Origin of the sequence: Roseivivax halotolerans (genome assembly GCF_900115815.1) — a bacterium.
GTDB lineage: Bacteria > Pseudomonadota > Alphaproteobacteria > Rhodobacterales > Rhodobacteraceae > Roseivivax > Roseivivax halotolerans.
On record NZ_FOXV01000001.1, the window covers coordinates 183,634 to 204,405 of the forward strand.

Here is a 20,772-nt window from a genome sequence, read left to right on the forward strand (position 1 = left end):
CGCCTCGGCGCGCGCGGGTCACGGCCCAGCATAGGAGAGCCGCCATGTCGCTTCTGTCCAGATCCAAGACCCAGACCCTGCCCAGCCTTCCCGAGAACAGCGCGAGCTACGCGCCGTTCCTGATCGGGATCGCGATGGTCGGCTTCGGCCTCGCGCTTCGGCGCACCGAACCCAACACCCTTTCGCTGCCCGAGCCCAACCGGCCGGCGCGGCTGAAAGACGTCAAATCCGGCCGCGACGCGGCCCGTGTGGCGCGCGACGGGATTGCGCGCTTCATTCCCGCAAATCTCACAGGCTCTCTCGGCCGCACGCTCATCCTGATGGGAGGTGCGACCATCGCGGTCCGCGCCCTCGACGAGCTCGTGGACGACGAGGGGCCAGACTACTGATCAAAACGGGGCGGGCCGGAAAAGGCCCGCCAGAGGGACGAAGGAAACGAAATGGCCGTTCTTGTCGACGAAAACACCAAGGTGATCTGTCAGGGCTTCACCGGCTCCCAGGGCACGTTCCACTCCGAACAGGCGATCGCCTACGGCACCAAGATGGTCGGTGGCGTGACACCGGGCAAAGGCGGGCAGAGCCATCTTGACCTGCCGGTCTTCAATTCCGTGCACGAAGCCAAGCACGAAACCGAAGCGAACGCCTCGGTGATCTACGTGCCGCCGCCCTTCGCCGCCGACTCGATCCTCGAGGCGATCGACGCGGAGATGGAGCTGATCGTCTGCATCACGGAAGGGATTCCCGTCCTCGACATGATGAAGGTCAAGCGCGCGCTCGAAGGCTCCAAGTCGAAGCTGATCGGCCCGAACTGCCCTGGTGTCATCACGCCCGACGCCTGCAAGATCGGCATCATGCCCGGCCACATCCACAAGCGCGGCAAGGTCGGCGTCGTTTCCCGCTCGGGCACGCTCACCTATGAGGCGGTCAAGCAGACCACCGATGTGGGCCTCGGCCAGTCGACCTGCGTCGGCATCGGCGGCGACCCGATCAAGGGAACGGAGCATATCGACGTTCTGGAATGGTTCCTCGCCGACGACGAGACCGAGGCGATCATCATGATCGGTGAGATCGGCGGTTCGGCCGAAGAGGATGCCGCGCAGTTCCTCGCCGATGAGAAAAAGAAAGGCCGCTGGAAGCCGACCGCCGGGTTCATCGCAGGGCGCACCGCGCCTCCGGGCCGCCGCATGGGCCACGCCGGCGCGATCGTCGCTGGCGGCAAAGGCGGCGCGGACGACAAGATCGAGGCCATGAACAAGGCGGGTATCGTTGTCGCCGACAGTCCCGCCACCCTCGGCGAGGCCGTTCTCAAGGCGATCGACAAAGGCTGAGGCCGGACACTTCGCCAGACAGGGCTCAGAGGAGGCCGCCGGAATGGGCAACACGATCGCACCGTCGATCCTGCTATGCACAGCGCTTGCGTTGGGCGGCTGCTCCTTTTTCGGCTTCGGCAACGAGGTCTATTTCAAGGACGACGGCAACGGCTGGGTCGAGATTGAACGCGCCGAATACGTGGCGCTACAAACCGCTGCTCCGGCACCGGCAGACCCTGCCCAACGCTTCGTCGACATGAGCGATGCCGAGCGTCGCGCCCTGTCGGACGACATCACCCGAGACATCTGTAATATCCCCGAGGGTCAGCCGATCACGCCGGAGACGCCATGCGATCTCTGATGCGGTTCGAGCCCTTTCCTTTCAAGCCCGGTCCCCAGCCCCAAGAGGTGACATCATGACCGACCAAAGCCCCAACGACGCCTTCCACGCCTCCTCGTTCATGCAGGGGCACAACGCGGAATATCTCGAACAGATGTACGCGCGTTACGCCAACGACCCGAGCGCGGTCGACGAGGCCTGGCAGGCCTTTTTCAAGGGGCTCGGCGACGATGAGATCTCGGTCAAGAAAGAGGCCGAAGGCCCGTCCTGGGTGCGCAAAAACTGGCCGCCCGAACCCGTCGACGAGCTGACAGCGGCGCTGACCGGCGAATGGCCGATGCCCGCCATCCCGGGCGAGGCGAAGGCCGCGGGCGAGAAGATCAAGGCCAAGGCCGATGCGGAGGGCGTCAAGCTCACCGATGATGACATCCAACGTGCGGTGCTGGATTCGATCCGCGCGCTCATGATCATCCGCGCCTACCGGATCCGTGGCCACCTTGCCGCCGATCTCGACCCCTTGGGCATGCGCGACACCTCCGAGCATCCCGAACTCGATCATCGCTCCTACGGCTTCACCGATGCCGATCTCGACCGTCCGATCTTCATCGACAACGTGCTCGGCCTCGAGATCGCGAGCCTGCGCGAGATCATCTCGGTCCTGAAGCGCACCTATTGCGGCACCTTCGCGCTGCAGTACATGCACATCTCCGACCCCGAGCAATCCGCCTGGCTGAAAGAGCGGATCGAGGGCTATGGCAAGGAGGTGAAGTTCACCCGCGAGGGCCGCAAGGCGATCCTCAACAAGATGGTCGAAGCCGAGGGCTTCGAGAAGTTCCTGCACGTCAAGTACATGGGCACCAAGCGCTTCGGCCTCGATGGCGGCGAAAGCGCGATCCCGGCGATGGAGCAGATCATCAAGCGCGGCGGTGCGCTCGGCCTCGAGGAAATCGTCATCGGCATGCCCCACCGGGGCCGCCTCTCGGTCCTGGCGAACGTGATGGGCAAGCCCTACCGCGCGATCTTCAACGAATTCCAGGGCGGCAGCTTCAAACCCGAGGATGTCGACGGCTCTGGCGACGTGAAATACCACCTTGGCGCATCATCCGACCGCGAGTTCGACGGCAACACCGTTCACCTCTCGCTGACCGCGAATCCCTCGCACCTCGAGGCGGTGAACCCGGTCGTGCTCGGCAAGGTCCGCGCCAAACAGGACCAGCTCAAGGACAGCTCACGCACCAAGGTGTTGCCGATCCTTCTGCATGGCGACGCGGCCTTCGCGGGCCAGGGCGTCGTCGCGGAATGTTTCGCACTCTCGGGCCTGCGCGGGCACCGGACGGGCGGCACGATCCATCTCGTGGTGAACAACCAGATCGGGTTCACCACCGCGCCGCACTTCTCGCGCTCCTCCCCCTACCCGACCGACAACGCGCTCGTCGTCGAGGCACCGATCTTCCACGTCAACGGGGATGACCCGGAAGCCGTGGTTCACGCTGCCAAGGTCGCCACGGAGTTCCGCCAGAAATTCGGCAAGGACGTGGTCATCGACATGTTCTGCTATCGCCGCTTCGGTCACAACGAAGGCGATGAGCCGATGTTCACCAACCCGTTGATGTACAAGCAGATCAAGGGCCACAAGACAACGCTCACGCTTTATACCGAACGCCTTGTGAAAGACGGGCTCATCCCCGAGGGCGAGATCGAGGACATGAAAGCCTCGTTCCAATCGCATCTCAACGAGGAGTTCGAGGCCGGCAAGAACTACAAGCCCAACAAGGCCGACTGGCTCGATGGGCGCTGGTCGCATCTCGATCGCCAGAAAGAGGGCAAGTACCAGCGTGGCAAGACCTCGATCAAGAAGAAGACCCTCGAGGAAATCGGCCGCGCCCTGACGGAGCCACCCGAAGGCTTCCCGCTGCACAAAACGGTCGGCCGTCTCCTCGAGACCCGAAAGAAGATGTTCGAGACCGGGCAGGGCTTCGATTGGGCGACCGCCGAGGCCCTGGCCTTCGGCTCGCTCCTGACAGAAGGCTATCCGGTGCGGCTCTCGGGCCAGGATTCGACGCGCGGGACGTTCTCTCAGCGCCATTCGGCCCTGATCGACCAGGAAACCGAGGAACGGTATTATCCGCTCAATCATATCCGTGAGGGTCAGGCCCGCTTCGAAGGGATCGATTCCGCCCTTTCGGAATACGCGGTGCTCGGGTTCGAGTACGGCTTCTCGATGGCCGAACCCAATGCGCTCACCCTCTGGGAAGCGCAGTTCGGCGACTTCGCCAATGGCGGCCAGATCATGTTCGACCAGTTCATCTCTTCGGGCGAAAGCAAGTGGCTGCGGATGTCGGGTCTCGTCTGCCTTCTGCCGCATGGCTACGAGGGACAGGGCCCGGAGCACTCCTCCGCCCGGCTCGAGCGCTTCCTGCAGATGTGCGGTCAAGACAACTGGATCGTGGCGAATTGCTCGACCCCGGCGAACTACTTCCACATCCTGCGGCGGCAGCTGCACCGCTCCTTCCGCAAGCCGCTGATCCTGATGACGCCGAAATCGCTTCTGCGCCACAAGCTCTGCGTCTCTGAAGCGGAGATGTTCGTGGAAGGCTCGTCCTTCCACCGCGTCCTCTGGGACGATGCGGAGAAGGGTCATTCCGAGACCGAGCTGAAGCCCGACGCCGAAATCAAGCGCGTCGTGCTGTGCTCCGGCAAGGTCTATTACGACCTCTTGGAAGAGCGCGACAATCGCGGGATCGACGACGTCTACCTGATGCGGATCGAGCAGTTCTACCCGTTCCCCGCCGTCTCCGCGGTGAACGAGCTGCAGCGGTTCAAGCAGGCCGAGATCGTCTGGTGCCAGGAAGAGCCCAAGAACCAGGGCGCCTGGAGCTTCATCGAACCCAATCTGGAATGGGTGCTCGGCCGGATCGAGGCTGAGTACAAGCGCGCCCGGTATGTCGGCCGCGCGACCTCGGCCTCGCCCGCAACGGGTCTGGCCTCGACCCACAAGGCACAACAAGCGGCGCTCGTGGACGAAGCGCTGACGATTGAAGGAAAGTAAGTGACATGACCACCGAAGTGCGCGTTCCCACCCTGGGCGAATCCGTCTCCGAGGCGACCGTGGCAACCTGGTTCAAGAAACCGGGGGATAGCGTCGAGCAGGACGAAATGCTGTGCGAGCTGGAAACCGACAAGGTGACGGTCGAGGTGCCCTCGCCCGCCGCCGGAACCCTCGCCGATATCGTTGCGGGCGAAGGAGAGACTGTCGGCGTCGATGCGCTTCTGGCGAACATCTCCGAAGGCGCGTCTGGCGGCAAATCCGACGAGGGCTCGAAAGAGACCAAGGAGGCGCCGAAGGAAGAGGCGGCCGGGTCGGGCGGCGACCAGGGCGACACGACGGGCGAGACCGTTGATGTCATGGTTCCGACGCTCGGCGAGTCGGTCTCCGAAGCCACCGTCTCCACCTGGTTCAAGAAGGTCGGCGACAGTGTTGAGGCGGACGAGACGCTGTGCGAGCTGGAGACCGACAAGGTCTCCGTCGAGGTGCCCGCGCCGTCCGCGGGCACGCTCTCCGAGATCAAGGCCGAGGAAGGCTCCACCGTGGAAGCCGGCGGCCAGCTTGCCGTGATCGCGAAATCCGCCGCCGGTCAGTCCGGCAAGGCCAAGCCCGATGCGGGCGTGGAACACGGTGGCGACAGCCCCTCTGCCAAGGAAGGCGACAACCAGTATTCGACACCTCCCGCCGGGCAAGGCCGCAAGGATGTGGAGGATGCGCCTTCGGCCAAGAAGGCGATGGCCGAGAAAGGCGTCAGCCGCGACCAGGTCACCGGCACCGGCCGCGACGGGCGAGCGATGAAGTCAGACGTGGACGCGGCACTCGCCGCCGCCAAATCCGCCCCCGCCGAGGGCAGCCAGCCCAAGCAGGCCCCGCGCGCCCCGGTCTCCGCCGAGGATGCCGAGCGCGAGGAGCGGGTGAAGATGACCCGCCTGCGCCAGACCATCGCCCGTCGCCTCAAGGACGCGCAGAACACCGCGGCCATGCTGACCACCTACAACGAGGTGGACATGACCGAGACGATGGCGCTCCGCTCCGAATACAAGGAGCTCTTCGAGAAGAAGCACGGCGTGCGTCTCGGCTTCATGTCCTTCTTCACGAAGGCCTGCTGCCATGCGCTTAAAGAGGTGCCCGAGGTCAATGCCGAGGTGGACGGCACCGACATCGTCTACAAGAACTTCGTGCATATGGGCATCGCGACGGGCACGCCGCAGGGTCTCGTCGTGCCGGTGATCCGGGATGCGGACGCCAAGTCCTTTGCCGAGATCGAGGCCGATATCGCGGACAAGGGCAAACGCGCCCGAGACGGCAAGCTCTCGATGGCCGAGATGCAGGGCGGCACGTTCACCATCTCGAACGGCGGCGTCTACGGCTCGCTCATGTCCTCGCCGATCCTGAACCCCCCGCAATCGGGCATCCTCGGCATGCACAAGATCCAGGAGCGGCCGATGGTCGTGAACGGCAAGATCGAAGCGCGCCCGATGATGTACCTCGCGCTCAGCTACGATCATCGCATCGTTGACGGCAAAGGCGCGGTGACCTTCCTCGTGCGGGTCAAGGAAGCCCTCGAGGATCCGCGCCGGATGCTGATGGATCTGTGATGACGGTCTTCGGGGCGCAGTGCTTGCGGGCCGTTTACGGCATGCGAGACTGCGCCTCGGGCCCATCCTCGGCCCAAGCCATGCAAAGAGATCCCGTGCACCATTTCGACACAGCCCTCCAAGCCCGCCGCGCCTTCGCCCCCGAAGGCTACGCGACGCTCGCCGATGTCGGCCTCGATCTGCCATTGGTCTCGCCCTATCAGCTCTCTTGCCGCAATCCCGATGGCCCGGTGCTGATCTCCTACAATCACATGGACGCGCCCACCGCACTGGCCAACAGGGAGCGGATCGCGCGGGACGGCTATCTGCCGGAAATGCTGTTCAACCGGGTGCTCGACCGGGCGCTGGCGCTGGCGCGGATGGTGCGTCGCGACATCTATCTGACCCACGCGTTCCATGCCTTGCCCGAAGCCCGCTCCGCCGCGATCCCGGCCCGCCTCGTTGAGGAAAGCTTCGACCGGATCACCAGGCACGAAATCGACAGGCGCCCCGTCATCGCGCTTGGTCGGGACGCGGCCCGATGCTGCGCGCGCTTCGGCGTGTCGCATCAGGCGCTGCCGCATCTCTCGGCGCGCGGCGAAAGCCTCGACACCAAGGCCCGCCGTCTGGCCGACGCGCTGCCCCAATCCGCAAAAAGGCATGCCGCATGACCCCCGAACTCACTATCCTCGCCCTAGCGGCGCTTCTGCAATGCGTGCAGTTCGTGCTGTTCGCGATCCCTGCGAACCTCGAACTGGGCCCCGGCTACACGATGTCCGCCCGCGACCGCGAGCCCTCGCGCGAGCTCTCGACCGGGACCGCCCGGCTCCAGCGGGCGCTCGGAAATCATTTCGAGGGGCTCATCCTCTTCACCATCGCGGTCGTCGTCGTCACCTATGCCGACAAGGGCGATGTCTTCACCGCGGCCTTCGCCGTGATCTACCTGCTGGCGCGTATCCTCTACGTGCCGGCCTATTACTTCGGTTGGCGTCCGGGCCGCTCCCTCATATGGGCGGCGGGCTGGCTCGCCACGGTTCTCATGCTGATTTACGCGCTGATCTCCTGATCGGCGCTCCGACAGAAAAGAAAGGACAAGGGAAATGGCTTCCTACGATGTCATCGTGATTGGCTCCGGCCCCGGCGGCTACGTGGCCGCGATCCGCGCCTCGCAGCTCGGTCTCAAGACGGCCTGCGTCGAAGGGCGCGAGACGCTGGGCGGCACCTGCCTCAACGTGGGCTGCATCCCCTCCAAGGCGCTCCTGCACGCCACGCACCAGCTGCACGAGGCCGAGCACAACTTCGCCAAGATGGGCCTCAAGGGCAAATCCCCCTCGGTCGACTGGGACCAGATGCAGACCTACAAGGGCGAGACGATCGAGACCAACACCAAGGGCATCGAGTTCCTGTTCAAGAAGAACAAGATCGACTGGCTCAAGGGCTGGGGCTCTATCCCCGAGAAGGGCAAGGTCAAGGTCGGCGACGAGGTGCACGAGGCGAAGAACATCATCATCGCCACCGGCTCGGACGTCGCCACGCTCAAGGGTGTCGAGATCGACGAGAAGATCGTCGTCTCGTCTACCGGCGCATTGTCGCTGCCGAAGATTCCCAAGAAGATGGTGGTGATCGGCGCGGGCGTGATCGGTCTCGAGATGGGCTCGGTTTATGCGCGCCTCGGCACCGAGGTTACGGTGGTCGAATATCTCGACAAGATCACCCCGACGATGGACGGCGAGGTTTCCAAGAACTTCCAGAAGATCCTGCAGAAACAGGGGCTGACCTTCGTGCTGGGTGCGGCCGTCTCGGGCGTCGAGACGATGAAGACCAAGGCGAAGGTCTCCTACACGCTCAAGAAGGACGACAGCGAGGAGGTGCTGGACGCCGATGTCGTTCTCGTCTCCACGGGCCGCAAGCCGGTGACCGAGGGCCTCGGCCTAAAGGAACTCGGGGTCGAGATCACCGAGCGCGGATTCGTGAAAACCGACGGGCATTGGAAGACCAACATCGACGGCATCTACGCAATCGGCGATGCGACCGAAGGCCCAATGCTCGCTCACAAGGCCGAGGATGAAGGCATGGCCGCCGCTGAGGCGATTGCCGGCAAGGCGGGCCACGTGAACTACGACGTGATCCCGAGCGTCATCTATACCCATCCAGAGGTCGCCGCTGTCGGCAAGACCGAAGAAGAGCTGAAGGATGCGGGGCACTCCTACAAGGTCGGCAAGTTTTCCTTCATGGGTAATGGCCGGGCGAAGGCCAATTTCGCCGCGGACGGCTTCGTGAAGATCCTCGCCGACAAGGACACCGACCGCATCCTTGGGGCACATATCATCGGGCCGATGGCGGGCGATCTTATCCACGAGATCTGCGTAGCGATGGAGTTTGGAGCGGCGGCGGAGGATGTGGCCCTCACCTGCCACGCCCACCCGACCTATTCCGAAGCGGTGCGCGAGGCTGCCCTGGCCTGCGGAGACGGCCCGATCCACATGTGATCGGCTCGTCAGCCCGGCACCGAAGCCCGCCCTTGCCGACAGGGGCGGGCTTTGTCACATCTGGGTTGTGCAGGTGCCCCGCATGGGGAGAATCGGGAAGCCGGGGCAGCTCCGGCGCGGGCCCGCCGCTGTGACGGGGACGGGACGGCAATGCCACTGGAGCGATCCGGGAAGGCGCCGCGACCCGGACGATCCGAAGCCAGAAGACCGGCCTGCACAAAACCCGCGCCCCGCGTAAGGACGGCGAGGCGGCGCAGCGTTTTGCAAGGGAGGCCTGCCGTGCCGCCATCGTCCACTTGCGCGCCGAAGCCAGCGCGCGTTTTCACCGACACCGAGCGTCAGGCTCTCCACGATGTCATCGCCCACCGGCGTGATGTCCGGAACGAATTCCTGCCGGACCCGATCGAGCCGTCCCTCCTGCGCCGCATCCTCGAGGCGGCGCATCGCGCCCCGTCGGTCGGACTGTCGCAGCCGTGGAATTTCATTCTCGTTCGCGACCCCGCGCGCAAGGCCGACGTTAAAGCGATCTTCGACCGCGCCAACGACGCAGCTTGCGCGATGTTTCCCGAGGCGCGGCAATCGGACTATGCGCGGCTCAAGCTCGAAGGAATTGAAAAAGCGCCGCTGAATATCGTCGTCACCTGCGACCGGCGCCGCGGCGGTCAGGTCGTGCTGGGTAAGACCCAGAACCCCGAGATGGATCTCTATTCGACCGTCTGCGCGGTGCAGAACCTCTGGCTTGCCGCCCGGGCAGAAGGTGTCGGCATGGGCTGGGTCAGTATCTACGACAAGGCAGAGCTCTCGGCCCTGTTCGCGCTGCCCGAGAATGTGGAGATCGTCGCCTATCTGTGTCTCGGCCACGTGTCGGACATGTTCGACGGGCCAGAACTTGAAGCGCGAGGATGGGCACGGGCCGAAAGCCTCGACGCCGCGATCATGGAGGAGGACTGGCAGGGTTAGCGGCGCGCGGCTACCGTGCAAGTGTATTCCGTCCCGTCGGGGTCGGGCTCGCGATATTTGGCCTCGTCTCCCTTGATCCAGATGAACCGCCCGAAAGAGCCGTCATATCGCGCGCCGGAGGCGGTGCGGCTGAGCGTTCCGGCGTCGATCGTGTCGCCGCGCTCGAACCTCACGCTCGGAAGTTCGGTGTCGAAGAACAGCGTCACGACCTCGTTCGCAGGAGTGCCGCCACAGGTCCAGAACACGGTCTCCGCTGGTTCCTCGAGTCGCCAGGTCGCGACCAGTTCACCCTCACGGCGCAGATACGCATCGCTGACGCAGGCGCGCAGGTCTTCGGCTTTCCAGCAGTCGTCACGACCCGAAATCCAGCCGCGCTGCTTTGCCCGCAGCTCCGCCTCCGCATCCGCCGCTCCGGCATCGAGGCCCTGCACGACAGAAAGAGCCGCGCCGAAACGATCCGCGAGCCTGCGGTCGAGCCGCGCAAGATCGGCATCCGAGCAGATGAGTGTTTCCGCCTCGCTCCCCGCGTTAGCACACTCGAAGGACGGACCGTCCTGTGCCAGCGCAGGCGCGGAAATCCCGAGGATTGCGATGAGGGGATGAACGAGTCGCATGGCGGACCTCCTTTTGACCGATAACGGGATGATACCGCCCGGACAGGTCGTCACCAATCATCATTCGGGGCAGCGCATCACCACATACGATCCTTGGCGCGCTCGGCGTAGCCCGCATCATAGTCCGGTCCGCCATGCGATCCGGCCGAGCCTTCCTCGATAAGCTGGCCAGTCGTGGGCACGCCCTCCGCATCGTCGCGGTCCCAGAGCCCCGAGCGCATGATGGCTTTCGCACATTGCGCGTAAAGCTCCACGACCTCGATGACGATGACGCTTTTCGGGCAACGGCCGCGCTGCTCGAACCGGGCGCACGCATCGGTGTCGTCGGTCACGAACGCCGTGCCGTTGACGCGCACGACGCTCTTGTGGCCGGGAATCATGAACATCAGCGCGACGCGCGGATCGCGCACGATATTCCGCAAGGAATCGAGGCGATTGTTGCCCTGCCAATCAGGCATCAGGATCGTGCGCTCATCCGCCACCATCACGACGGGGCCATCGTCACCGCGTGGGCTGCCGTCAACGCCCTCCGGACCGACCGTCGACAGGATGCAGAAGCGCGACGCCTCGATCCATTCGCGATGTCTCGGACCAATCCGGGTGGCGACCTTCGTCAGCGATGCGGGCACCGGTGCGTCGTAGAGCGCGTCAAGCGCCGCCTCGCTTTCAAGTTTTTGCATGAAATCCGGCCTCTTCGAGAAGTGTGTCCGATGCCGCCTCGACCTCGGTTTCGAGGCGCTTGAGAAAGCCCTCCCGGCTGGTGCCTGCCGGGATGCGCGGCAGAAACTCGACGACGGCCTTGCCGGGTCTGCGGTAGATACCCTTGCGCTGCCAGGTCACGCCGGCATTCGTCGCGACCGGCACGCAATCCTGCCCGAGCTGGTCGAAAAGGACCGAGGTGCCGATCTTGTAGGGCGCTTTCACACCCGGCGCGACCCGCGTGCCCTGCGAATAGATGATGAGCTGCCCCGGCTCCGCGCGCCCTTTGTCGACGTCCGAGACCATTTGCTTGATCGCTTGGCCCCGCTTGCCGCGATTGACCGGCACGCAACCGATCCGCAAGGCGTATTGCCCGATGATCGGCGCGAACATCAATTCGCGCTTCATGATGAACTTGCCGGCGGGCACGGCGTAGAAAATCAGGATGATGTCGAGAAAGGATTGGTGCTTCGCCGCGATCAGCACTTCATCTTGCGGCACATCTCCGCGGATGTCGTAGGTGATCCCGATCATCCAGCGCGCGGTCCAGAGCGTGAAGCGGCACCATGTCTTGCAAGCTGCCCGCGCTCCTCGCGGCGAGAAGATCGCCCAGGGAAAGAAGACGATCCCGAGGACCAGCATCGCGACGTAGATCGTCACGATATGGATGAGAGAGCGAAGCCATTGGATCGCATGGGCCATCAGGCGAGATCCTCCAGAACACGATTGGCGGCGGCGCGCGTCGCCAGGAGCGCGACCAGCGCGGCGAGCGGCGGCACGAAGACCGGCCAGACCCAATCCCAGCCCTGGAAACCGAGCCCGGTGAGAACTCCGCCCGCATCGCCAGTATCGGGAATGAGCGTCACGAGCACTACGCCAAGCAGAGTGCCTGCCGCTGCCCCCGCCAGCGCGCGCAACGTGTAGCGGCGCACGAAGGCCGCCGCGATATAGGCATCGGTCGCCCCTACGAGCCGCAAGACAGCAATGACCTGCGCGTTGGCCGCGAGCGCGGCATTGGCCGCAAGCGTCACCATCGCCGCCGTCGCAGCCGCAATCAGGATGAGCGCGGTCCAGCCGAAGAGACGCATCCCCCCGGCCGCGGCCAGAAGCGGCCGCCGCCAGCGGGCATGATCATCGAGAACGGCTCCCGGCACCTCGGCTTGAAGCCTTAATCGCAAGCCTGCCGCATCGAAGCCGTCGCCGGTCTCTGTGACCTCGATCAGGCGCGGCACGGGCAGTTGCGCGAGCGGCAGCTCCGCCCCGAACCATGGCTCGAGGAGAGCACGCTGTTCATCATCCGAGAGCGCGCGGAATTCCGCGATCCCCGGCGTCGTCTCGAGAACGGCGAGTGCGGCACTCGTCTGCCGTTCCATCTCCTCCTCGGGGGCGGAGATCCGGATGGTGACCGATCGCGCAAGCTCGTCGCCCCAACGGTCCGCCAGACGCCCCGCGGCAAGCGACAAGGCCAGCGCGAAGACCGCGAGAAACGCCATCGCCGCCGATGTGAAAAGTGTCAGCTGCACCGTGAAGCCGGCGGGCGGGACCACTCGGTCCGCCCCGGCCTCCCGGACGAAGACAGCGCGGATATCGGGCAGAAGCCGTCTCACAGGTCCGCCCCGGCAAGCTGCAGCTTGCGGCTTGCGATCCGCAACACGCGCGCCTGCACGTGGGCTTTGGCCGCACGGATGAGACTTAGATCGTGCGTCGCGATCATCACCGTCTTGCCCATGCGGTTCAATTCCAGAAGAAGCCGCAAGAGCCGCTGCGACATGTCCCAATCGACATTGCCCGTGGGCTCGTCGGCAAGGATCACGTCCGGCGACATGATGACCGCTCGCGCAAGCGCCGCACGCTGACGCTCGCCCCCGGACAATTCCGGCGGGCGTGCGTGTGCGCGGTTCGTGAGCCCGACCCAGGTCAGAAGCTCGCTGAGATCGGCTTCCATCGCCGCGTTCTCCTCGCCGGCGACGCCAAGCGGCAGCGCGACATTCTCGGCGACGGTCAGGTGGTCGAGGAACTGGCAATCCTGATGCACGACACCGATCCTGCGCCGCGCCAGCGCCACCCCGTCCCGGCCGATCCGCGTGACATCCCGGTCGAAAAGCCGGACATGTCCGGCGGTCGGCAGAAGCGCACCGTAGCAGAGCTTGAGAAAAGTGGTCTTGCCCGCGCCGGAGGGACCCGTAAGAAAATGGAACGAGCCGGGCTGGAGGCTCAGCGACACATCCGACAGAAGCTCGCCCCCGCCATAGCTATACGCCACATTCTCGAACTCGATCACGCCTGCCCCCGGGACCAATGCCGCGTTGTTGTGCCCGAGCATCGTCGCGGTTTCAATGAGGAGCGTCTGCGAAAACGGCTTTTACACGCGGGTGAGCCAGCTTATTGTTTCCAAACAACGACTTTTGGCAGGATAACGGGACGGGACCGAGGATGCGACTGATCTGCCCCAATTGCGGCGCGCAATACGAGGTGCCGACGGAGGTCATCCCGGAGGCCGGTCGCGACGTGCAATGCTCCAATTGCGGGCATACCTGGTTCCAGTATCATCCCGACCACGCGGCCTACGAGCCGGACGATATCGAGGCGGACGAGTATGCAGTCGAGGAGGACACGGCGGAGGCCTCCGCACCGCCGTCGCCTCCAGAGCCGGAGCCGGAACCGCCAGAAGAGCCGCCCGTTCCCGAGGCGCCCCCTGCACCCGAGGCTGGCCCCGCACCCGGCACGACCGGGCCGCAACGCCGCTCGCTCGATCCCAGCGTGGCCAGCGTTTTGCGCGAAGAAGCCGAGCGCGAGGCACAGGCGCGCAAGGCCGATAGCGGCGCACTCGAGACGCAGCCCGATCTGGGCCTCGACAGCCCATCCGAAACCGATGAAGAACGCCGCGCACGGCAGGCGCGCGAACGTATGGCGCGCATGCGCGGTCCGAGTGCCGAAGTCGATCCGCACCCGCCGGAAGAAAAGCCGCAAAGCGAGACCGGCTCGCGCAGCCAGATGCTGCCCGATGTGGACGAGATCAATCAAACGCTGCGCTCGGCGACCGACCGTCGCCCCGTCGAGACGCCGCAGGGACGCGCCCCGGAGATCGAGGAAGAGCGGCGCGGCGGCTTCAGCCGCGGCTTCTTCCTGATGATCCTCTTGCTGGTCGTGATCGTGGCGCTCTATGTTCTCGCCGCCCCGCTGGCCGAGATGGTCCCGGCGCTCGCACCGCTTCTCGAAACCTATGTGGCAGAGATCAATGATCTTCGCGTCTGGCTTCAGGACAGTGTCGCGGGCCTGACCGCACCCACGGCAGAATAGGCGCAGCGCAGATCCTTACGCTTTGGTAACGCGCCCGCGCTAGGGTCTCTCTCGTCAGCAGAAGGGGCCAGCGATGGAGCTTGCAATTCAGCAGTGCGGCGAGGCGAAAATCGTCCGGCCGGAAGCCGCGCGCATCGATGCGGCGGTCGCAATTGAGTTCAAGGACCTCATGCGACCGGTTTGCGCTGAAGCAGACGGGCGCATCCTGCTCGATTTATCCGAGGTCCAGTTCATCGACTCAAGCGGTCTCGGGGCCGTGGTCGCGGTCATGAAAATGCTCGAGCCGCCCGCGACACTCGAACTCGTGACGCTCAACCCGACGGTCGACATGGTGTTCCGCCTCACCAGGATGGACAGTGTGTTCCGTATTCACGCCACGCTCGACGCAGCGCTCGCGCAAGATGCGGCCTGAGCCGGTGCCGGCGCTCGACTTGCCGGACACTCCGGCCGTACTCGAGCTCAAGATCGGGGTGTCTCCACTCGCCGTCCGACACGCCTGCGAAAAAATAGCGCTGGCCTTGAGGGAGAACGGCGCCCGCGCCGCCGACCTGAACCGCATCGTCCTTGTCTGTGCCGAGGCGCTGAACAACGTGGTGGAGCACGGCGGCCTCGAGGAGACCAGCCCGCCGATCCGGCTTCAGCTCACGCTCGGCGCGCCCTGGCATGTGCGGATCCTCGATGCGGGCCGCACCATGCCAGCCGTTCTTCTGGCCGCGTCGAATACGGCCTTTACGGCCCCGGCTTGTGCGACAGAAGATTTGCCAGAAGGGGGCTTCGGCTGGCGGATGATCAATTCGCTCTCCGACCGGCTCGATTACGTACGACATCGAGGCTCGAACCGCCTCGAGATCGTGATCGCCGGCTGATCGCGGTGATCGCGGTGATCGCGTCATGCGGACCCGACAGGCGCTTCCAGAAGGTGCTGCTCCGGGCAGATATTGCCTCAAAAAGACCAAGTTTGCCGCCAAATGACGACACAGAGATGCGTCAAAAACGCGATTGTAGCTGCAAAAGGCTTCCCTCGACGTCGCGTCGAAATTGCCCCCACCCAGGGCGCGGCGTCGAGGTTCTTACCCCTACATTGACGCCGGTGCCGCCTTCCGTATGGTTCGCGAGGATCAAAAGGGGGACCTCCGAACATGCGCGATTTTCACATGCCCGGCCGCTCGGCCGTCTACGCAACGAATGGCATGGCAGCGACGTCGCATCCTTTGGCTGCGGCGGCGGCCATCGACATCCTGAAATCGGGTGGCAATGCGGTGGATGCCGCGATCGCAGGCGCAGTTCTTCTCGGCCTCTGTGAGCCGCAGATGACGGGGATCGGCGGCGATTGCTTCGCGCTCATCTCTGAGCCTGGCAAGGACGTCGTCTCGATCAACGGCTCGGGCCGCGCGCCCGCCGGTGCCAGTGCCGCGCGCCTCCGCGAGGCCGGCCACGAGACAGTGCCCATCGGCAGCGCCGATGCCGTGACGATCCCCGGCGCGATGGATGCTTTCGACCGGATGTCGGCTCGGTGGGGCAAGCTTGGCCTCGCCGACAGCCTCGCACCCGCGATCCGGTACATGGACGAAGGTGTGCCCGTGGCCCCGCGCGTCGCCTTCGACTGGGCCGCTCAGATCGACACGCTGCAAGGCGCGGCGCGGGAGCATTTCCTGACCGCCGGCAAAGCGCCCGCCGCCGGCGCGCCTTTCTCCCTGCCCGGCCAGGCAGAGGTCTTGCGCCGCGTCGCCAAGGACGGCGCGCGGGCCTTCTACGAGGGTGAGGTTGCGGAGGACATGCTGGCGACGCTGCGCGGCCTTGGCGGTGTTCACACCGAAGAGGATTTCCGCGCGGTCGAGGCAACCTTCGGCGATCCGATCGAGGGCAGCTATGGCGGCGCGGAGCTTTTGGAGCATGCTCCGAACGGTCAGGGCGCGACGGCGATCCTGCTTCTCAACATTCTAAAGAAGTTCGACTTGGCGCGTATGGACCCCTGGGGAACGGAGCGCGCGCATATCGAGGCCGAGGCCACCAAGCTGGCCTATGACGCCCGTAACCGCTTCCTCGCCGATCCCGACCACATGACCCGTCTCGATCACATGCTGAGCCAGGAGACCGCCGACAAGCTGGCCGGGCTCATCGATCCGCGCCGCGCGCAGGCCGCCGTGACCGAGATCTCCGAAGCGGTGCATAAGGACACGATCTACATCACCGTGGTGGACAAGGACCGCATGGCGGTTTCGCTCATCTACTCGATCTTCCATGGCTTCGGCTCTGGCATCGCCTCGGAGAAGTTCGGCATCCTCTTCCAGAACCGCGGCGCGGGCTTCTCGCTGAAAGAAGGTCATCCGAACGAGATAGCCCCCGGCAAGCGCCCGATGCACACGATCATCCCGGCGATGCTGCGCGAGAACGGCGCGGTCAGCATGCCCTTCGGTGTCATGGGCGGACAGTATCAATCCGCGGGTCATGCGCGCATGGTTACGAACTGGCGCGATTTCGGGCTCGATCCGCAAGACGCGCTCGACGCGCCACGCTCTTTCGCCGAAGGCGACACGCTCCAGGTCGAGCGGGGTTATGCGGGCCAGGTGCGCGAGGAACTGGCCGAGATGGGCCACAAGGTCGTGGTGCCAGACGGGCCTATCGGCGGCGCCCAGGCAATCCGAATTCACGAGAACGGCACGCTCGAAGGCGCGTCGGATCCCCGCAAGGATGGCGCGGCGCTCGGCTACTGAGCGCCGCCCACATCAATAGGCGAATTCCTCGAAGACCGGGCGGACGTCGCGGTTCCAGTCGGTCTCGTACCGGCGAATAAGCTCGTCCGCCGGCGCCTGCCCGCTATCGACGCTTTCGCGGAGCGCGTTGAGGAAATGCGTCTCGTCCGGCAGAAGCCCGCCCGCGCCGGGCCGCGCCCGCGCCTTCAGCCCCGCCTCGGCGATGTCCAGAACCTCGCGCGCCACGTCGAGCATCTTCTGCCCGCCGACCTCGGCATGGAGCCCATCCACCGACGCAGCGACGCGCCACGCCTCGCGCGTATCCGCATCCAAGCTCTTCGCCATGTCCCAGGCGGCATCGAGCGCGCCCTGGTCGTAGGTCAGCCCGACCCAGAAAGCCGGGAGCGCGCAAAGCCGCCGCCACGGACCGCCATCCGCGCCGCGCATCTCGATGAACTTCTTGATCCGCGCTTCGGGGAAGATGGTCGTGAGGTGATCGGCCCAGTCGCTCAGCGTCGGCTTTTCGCCCGGCAGCGCGGGCAGCTCGCCACGCAGGAAATCGCGGAAGGACTGGCCGAGCGCGTCGATATACTGCCCATCGCGGTAGACGAAGTACATCGGCACATCGAGCGCGTACTCGGCCCAGGCCTCGAACCCGAAGCCCGGCTCGAACACGAAAGGCAGCATGCCGGTGCGGTCCGCATCGAGATCCCGCCAAATGCGGCTGCGCCAGCTCTTGTGGCCATTGAGTTTGCCTTCGAAGAACGGCGAGTTGGCGAACAGAGCCGTGGCGACCGGCTGCAAGGCCAGCGCCACACGTAGTTTCTGCACCATGTCCACCTCGGAGGCGAAGTCGAGGTTCACCTGAACGGTGCAGGTCCGGTACATCATGGATTTCCCCATGGTCCCGACTTCGTCCATGTACCGGGTCATCAGCCGATAGCGCCCTTTCGGCATCATCGGCATATCCTCGAAGTGCCAATGCGGCGCAGCGCCAAGTCCGATGAAGCCCACATCGATCGCGTCGGCCACATCGCGCACCTCCGCGAGGTGCTGGTTCACCTCGTCACAGGTCTGGTGAATCGTCTCGAGCGGCGCACCCGAAAGCTCGAGCTGCCCACCCGGCTCGAGCGAGATATTCGCGCCGTCCTTCTCGAGCCCGATCAGATGACCGGATTCCTCGATTGCCGACCAGCCGTGGCGGTCGCGGAGACCTTCGAGCACGGATCGCACCGATTGACGGCCCTCATAGGGCAGAGGCTCCAATGATCCTTTGAGAAAGCCGAACTTCTCGTGCTCGGTGCCGATACGCCAATCCTCGCGCGGCTTGCAGCCGCTTTCGAGATATTCGGCAAGCTGGGCATGGGACTCGATCGGACCGCCGCCGCTCTGGGGAATGGACATCAGGACGCTCCGTTCAGTCTTCTTCGTGGATGACAGCCATGGTCAGGAACGCGCGGGGTGTCAATGCAGCCGCCGGTGGCTCTCGGGCCCGTGACGCCGCCAGAGGATGGCGAGGCCCTCATGGTCCCGCTCGAGAGCGCGCAACATCGCGGAGGTGTCGAAATTCGGCAGACCCGCGAAGGCATCGAAGAGCCGATCCGCGCCGGCCGCGGTCACCGGGATGAACAGCGCCGGGCCACCGGCATGGTCGATCCGCCAGTGCTTCGGCCGCGCCGAGCCGTCGAGCGCGACCCCGGTCACGTCGTCGAGCGCCGCGACACCACCCGAAAGCGGGCCGAAATACGAAAGCTGCCGCTCCGTGACCTCGACGATGCCCGGCCCGTCTTCGCCGGAACGAAAGCGCCCGCGCTGCAAACCGATCCCGGCCAGCACGACACCCAGAACGACGAGAAGCGCCCCGAAGGTCAGCGTCAGCCAACCCAGCGCGCCCCAGGCGATTGCCAAACCGATAGCCGCGAGGCCGACACCGATCAGGGCCTCGCGCCAGCGCATGATCTGCGTGCGCGCTTCGGGTCGGATCATGTCCAGTCTCCGAGTTGCATCTGCCAGAGCGTCAGAGCGGCGACCGCCGCGGTATCCGCGCGCAGGATCCGGGGTCCGAGCCCGGCCACGTAGGCGAAGGGCAGCCCGTGCAGATGGACGCGTTCCCGGTCCGAAAACCCGCCCTCGGGCCCGATCAGCACCGCCCAGGGCCCACGTTCGCTCGCCGCCGCGAAGCGGCCCGCCCGGGCCGACGAGCTGCCCTCTCCCGTCTCGGCCTCTGCCTCGTCGCAGAACATGAGCCGCCGCCCATCCGGCCAATCCGCCAAGATATCGCGGAGCTTCGACAGCTCGGCCACCTCCGGCACGAAGAGCCCGCCGCATTGCTCCGCCGCCTCCTTGGCATGCGCCTGCAACCGGTCCCGCCGCACCCGTTCGGAATTGGTGAACTCGGTGGCGACAGGCACGATTCGGCGCACTCCCATCTCGACCGCTTTCTCGACGATGAAATCGGTGCGGGCCTTCTTCACCGGCGCGAACAGCAACCACAGATCCGGCGGCAGGCTCTGCGCGCGGGTCTGTTCAACGGCCTCGAGCACGCCGCCGCGCTTGTGGGCCTCGGCAACGCGCGCGCGCCATTCACCGTCCTGCCCGTTGAACAGCGTCACCTCGGCACCCACGGAGAGCCGCATCACCCCGAAGAGATAATGCGCCGCGTCCCGCGACAGCGTCACCGGTTGTCCTGCCCCGAGGGCGTCGTCTACATACAGCCTGACCTGAGCCATGAGGGGGGACCCTATGACCCGACCGGGCAAAGCGCCAGAGGGCCAGATCGCCGACGCGGTCAGCGGCAATTGGGTGGACAAGAGCGCCCCCGAGGCCTGGAAGCCGTATTTCCGCCTGTCGCGGCTCGACCGCCCGATCGGCACCTGGCTTCTCCTCCTGCCCTGCTGGTGGGGCCTGTTCCTGGGATCGGTGCATACCGGTACCTTCACCTGGCACGATCTGTGGATATTCGCGGGCTGCGGGATCGGCGCGATCCTGATGCGCGGCGCGGGCTGCACCTGGAACGACATCACCGACCGGGACATCGACGGCTCGGTCGCGCGCACCGCGCTCCGGCCGATCCCGGCAGGCGACGTGACCGCGCGGCAGGCGCTCGGCTGGGCCGTTGCCCAATGCCTCGTCGCCTTCCTGATCCTGCTGACCTTCAACACGGCAGCGATCGCGCTCGGCATTCTCGCGCTTCTGCCCGTCGCGATCTACCCCTTCGCCAAGCGCTTCACCTGGTGGCCGCAAATCTTTCTCGGCCTCGCGTTCAACTGGGGCGCGCTTCTGGCCTGGACCGCCCATACCGGCAGCCTCGGATGGCCGGCGGTGCTGCTCTATCTTTCGGGCATGGGCTGGACGCTCTTCTATGACACGATCTACGCCCACCAGGACAAGGAAGATGACGCGCTCATCGGCGTGAAATCGACCGCCCGGCTCTTCGGCGACCGCACGCCGCGTTTCCTGGCCATGTTCCTCGTTGGTGCGACCCTGCTCATGGCCGGGGCGGTCTGGATCGCTCTGCCACCGAATGCGCCGCTCACCGCCACTCTTGTCGCTCTCGGTCCCATCGCCTTCGCCATCCACCTCGCCCGCCAACTCGCACGGACCGAGCTCGACAACCACGACCGGCTGCTGGCACTCTTTCGCTCGAACCGCGATGCGGGGCTCTTGCCTGTGCTGTTTTTCGCCGGTGCCGCATTCGTGTGATTGCAGGTCCACCCCCTGCCGCCTACAAGGCGGCGGCTGAGA

General features: G+C 65.3%; 22 protein-coding genes and 1 riboswitch. Of the genes, 14 read left to right on the forward strand and 8 right to left on the reverse strand.

Translation table 11 applies throughout. The features are described 5' to 3' along the window. Window positions 1-44: 44 nt before the first annotated feature. The 9 genes from BM171_RS00900 (at window position 45) to bluB (ending at window position 9,722) form a co-directional block, all read left to right on the forward strand. The gene (locus tag BM171_RS00900) at window positions 45-389 is read left to right on the forward strand and encodes a hypothetical protein (protein ID WP_245760145.1); all 345 of its coding nucleotides are present in this window, start codon (window positions 45-47) and stop codon (window positions 387-389) included. A 51-nt stretch (window positions 390-440) separates the two neighbouring features. Continuing rightward, window positions 441-1,328, forward strand: coding sequence for a succinate--CoA ligase subunit alpha (sucD, locus tag BM171_RS00905; protein WP_093008910.1), 888 nt, complete (start codon window positions 441-443; stop codon window positions 1,326-1,328). A 43-nt stretch (window positions 1,329-1,371) separates the two neighbouring features. Continuing rightward, entirely contained in the window at window positions 1,372-1,671 is a 300-nt protein-coding gene (locus tag BM171_RS00910) for a hypothetical protein (RefSeq protein ID WP_093008911.1), read from the forward strand. A gap of 55 nt (window positions 1,672-1,726) precedes the next feature. Then, the gene (locus BM171_RS00915) at window positions 1,727-4,699 is read left to right on the forward strand and encodes a 2-oxoglutarate dehydrogenase E1 component (protein ID WP_093008912.1); all 2,973 of its coding nucleotides are present in this window, start codon (window positions 1,727-1,729) and stop codon (window positions 4,697-4,699) included. Between the two features lie 5 nt (window positions 4,700-4,704). Further along, window positions 4,705-6,294: a 2-oxoglutarate dehydrogenase complex dihydrolipoyllysine-residue succinyltransferase gene (gene odhB, locus BM171_RS00920; RefSeq protein WP_093008913.1), complete on the forward strand. Its 1,590-nt coding sequence runs from the start codon at window positions 4,705-4,707 to the stop codon at window positions 6,292-6,294. 95 nt (window positions 6,295-6,389) lie between these two features. Next, entirely contained in the window at window positions 6,390-6,944 is a 555-nt protein-coding gene (locus BM171_RS00925) for a hypothetical protein (RefSeq protein WP_093008914.1), read from the forward strand. After that, a complete protein-coding gene (locus tag BM171_RS00930; protein ID WP_093008915.1) occupies window positions 6,941-7,339 on the forward strand; it encodes an MAPEG family protein in 399 nt (132 codons plus the stop codon). The genes BM171_RS00925 and BM171_RS00930 overlap by 4 nt, the downstream gene beginning before the upstream one ends. A 34-nt stretch (window positions 7,340-7,373) precedes the next feature. Next, window positions 7,374-8,762, forward strand: coding sequence for a dihydrolipoyl dehydrogenase (gene lpdA / locus BM171_RS00935; protein ID WP_093008916.1), 1,389 nt, complete (start codon window positions 7,374-7,376; stop codon window positions 8,760-8,762). A gap of 54 nt (window positions 8,763-8,816) precedes the next feature. Next, window positions 8,817-8,992, forward strand: a riboswitch (cobalamin riboswitch). 49 nt (window positions 8,993-9,041) lie between these two features. After that, window positions 9,042-9,722 (forward strand): 5,6-dimethylbenzimidazole synthase, encoded by a 681-nt coding sequence (gene bluB / locus BM171_RS00940; RefSeq protein WP_093008917.1) that lies wholly within the window; start codon window positions 9,042-9,044, stop codon window positions 9,720-9,722. Here bluB and BM171_RS00945 read toward each other — a convergent pair. From BM171_RS00945 to BM171_RS00965, 5 genes are all read right to left on the reverse strand, one after another. Further along, on the reverse strand, window positions 9,719-10,336 hold the full coding sequence (locus BM171_RS00945) for a lysozyme inhibitor LprI family protein (RefSeq protein ID WP_093008918.1): 618 nt from the start codon (window positions 10,334-10,336) through the stop codon (window positions 9,719-9,721). The two genes, bluB and BM171_RS00945, sit on opposite strands and share 4 nt — an antisense overlap. Before the next feature lie 77 nt (window positions 10,337-10,413). Beyond that, a complete protein-coding gene (locus BM171_RS00950; protein ID WP_093008919.1) occupies window positions 10,414-11,016 on the reverse strand; it encodes a pyridoxamine 5'-phosphate oxidase family protein in 603 nt (200 codons plus the stop codon). Next, window positions 11,003-11,737, reverse strand: a complete 735-nt coding sequence (locus BM171_RS00955) for a lysophospholipid acyltransferase family protein (protein WP_093008920.1) — start codon at window positions 11,735-11,737, stop codon at window positions 11,003-11,005. Before BM171_RS00955 ends, BM171_RS00950 begins: the two co-directional genes overlap by 14 nt. Further along, window positions 11,737-12,642 carry a cell division protein FtsX gene (locus tag BM171_RS00960; protein ID WP_245760146.1) on the reverse strand — a complete coding sequence of 302 codons (906 nt, stop codon included), beginning with the start codon at window positions 12,640-12,642 and terminating at the stop codon, window positions 11,737-11,739. The genes BM171_RS00955 and BM171_RS00960 overlap by 1 nt, the downstream gene beginning before the upstream one ends. Then, window positions 12,639-13,316 carry a cell division ATP-binding protein FtsE gene (locus BM171_RS00965; RefSeq protein ID WP_093009265.1) on the reverse strand — a complete coding sequence of 226 codons (678 nt, stop codon included), beginning with the start codon at window positions 13,314-13,316 and terminating at the stop codon, window positions 12,639-12,641. The genes BM171_RS00960 and BM171_RS00965 overlap by 4 nt, the downstream gene beginning before the upstream one ends. A 152-nt stretch (window positions 13,317-13,468) precedes the next feature. On the opposite strand from BM171_RS00965, the gene BM171_RS00970 reads away from it, so the two are divergent. From BM171_RS00970 to BM171_RS00985, 4 genes are all read left to right on the forward strand, one after another. Continuing rightward, window positions 13,469-14,335: a zinc-ribbon domain-containing protein gene (locus tag BM171_RS00970; protein WP_093008921.1), complete on the forward strand. Its 867-nt coding sequence runs from the start codon at window positions 13,469-13,471 to the stop codon at window positions 14,333-14,335. Between the two features lie 73 nt (window positions 14,336-14,408). After that, window positions 14,409-14,747, forward strand: a complete 339-nt coding sequence (locus BM171_RS00975; RefSeq protein ID WP_093008922.1) for an STAS domain-containing protein — start codon at window positions 14,409-14,411, stop codon at window positions 14,745-14,747. Further along, window positions 14,737-15,201: an ATP-binding protein gene (locus BM171_RS00980; protein WP_093008923.1), complete on the forward strand. Its 465-nt coding sequence runs from the start codon at window positions 14,737-14,739 to the stop codon at window positions 15,199-15,201. The genes BM171_RS00975 and BM171_RS00980 overlap by 11 nt, the downstream gene beginning before the upstream one ends. A gap of 273 nt (window positions 15,202-15,474) precedes the next feature. Continuing rightward, window positions 15,475-17,049 (forward strand): gamma-glutamyltransferase family protein, encoded by a 1,575-nt coding sequence (locus BM171_RS00985; RefSeq protein WP_093008924.1) that lies wholly within the window; start codon window positions 15,475-15,477, stop codon window positions 17,047-17,049. 12 nt (window positions 17,050-17,061) lie between these two features. On the opposite strand, the gene BM171_RS00990 is transcribed toward BM171_RS00985, so the two are convergent. From BM171_RS00990 to BM171_RS01000, 3 genes are read right to left on the reverse strand one after another with little or no spacing between them, the layout of a single operon-like run. Next, the gene (locus BM171_RS00990) at window positions 17,062-18,432 is read right to left on the reverse strand and encodes a glutamate--cysteine ligase (protein ID WP_093008925.1); all 1,371 of its coding nucleotides are present in this window, start codon (window positions 18,430-18,432) and stop codon (window positions 17,062-17,064) included. 60 nt (window positions 18,433-18,492) lie between these two features. Then, entirely contained in the window at window positions 18,493-19,014 is a 522-nt protein-coding gene (locus tag BM171_RS00995; protein WP_093008926.1) for a hypothetical protein, read from the reverse strand. Next, window positions 19,011-19,757 (reverse strand): 16S rRNA (uracil(1498)-N(3))-methyltransferase, encoded by a 747-nt coding sequence (locus BM171_RS01000; protein ID WP_093008927.1) that lies wholly within the window; start codon window positions 19,755-19,757, stop codon window positions 19,011-19,013. The genes BM171_RS00995 and BM171_RS01000 overlap by 4 nt, the downstream gene beginning before the upstream one ends. A 13-nt stretch (window positions 19,758-19,770) precedes the next feature. On the opposite strand from BM171_RS01000, the gene ubiA reads away from it, so the two are divergent. Next, the gene (gene ubiA / locus BM171_RS01005; RefSeq protein ID WP_093008928.1) at window positions 19,771-20,730 is read left to right on the forward strand and encodes a 4-hydroxybenzoate octaprenyltransferase; all 960 of its coding nucleotides are present in this window, start codon (window positions 19,771-19,773) and stop codon (window positions 20,728-20,730) included. Window positions 20,731-20,772 lie beyond the last annotated feature (42 nt).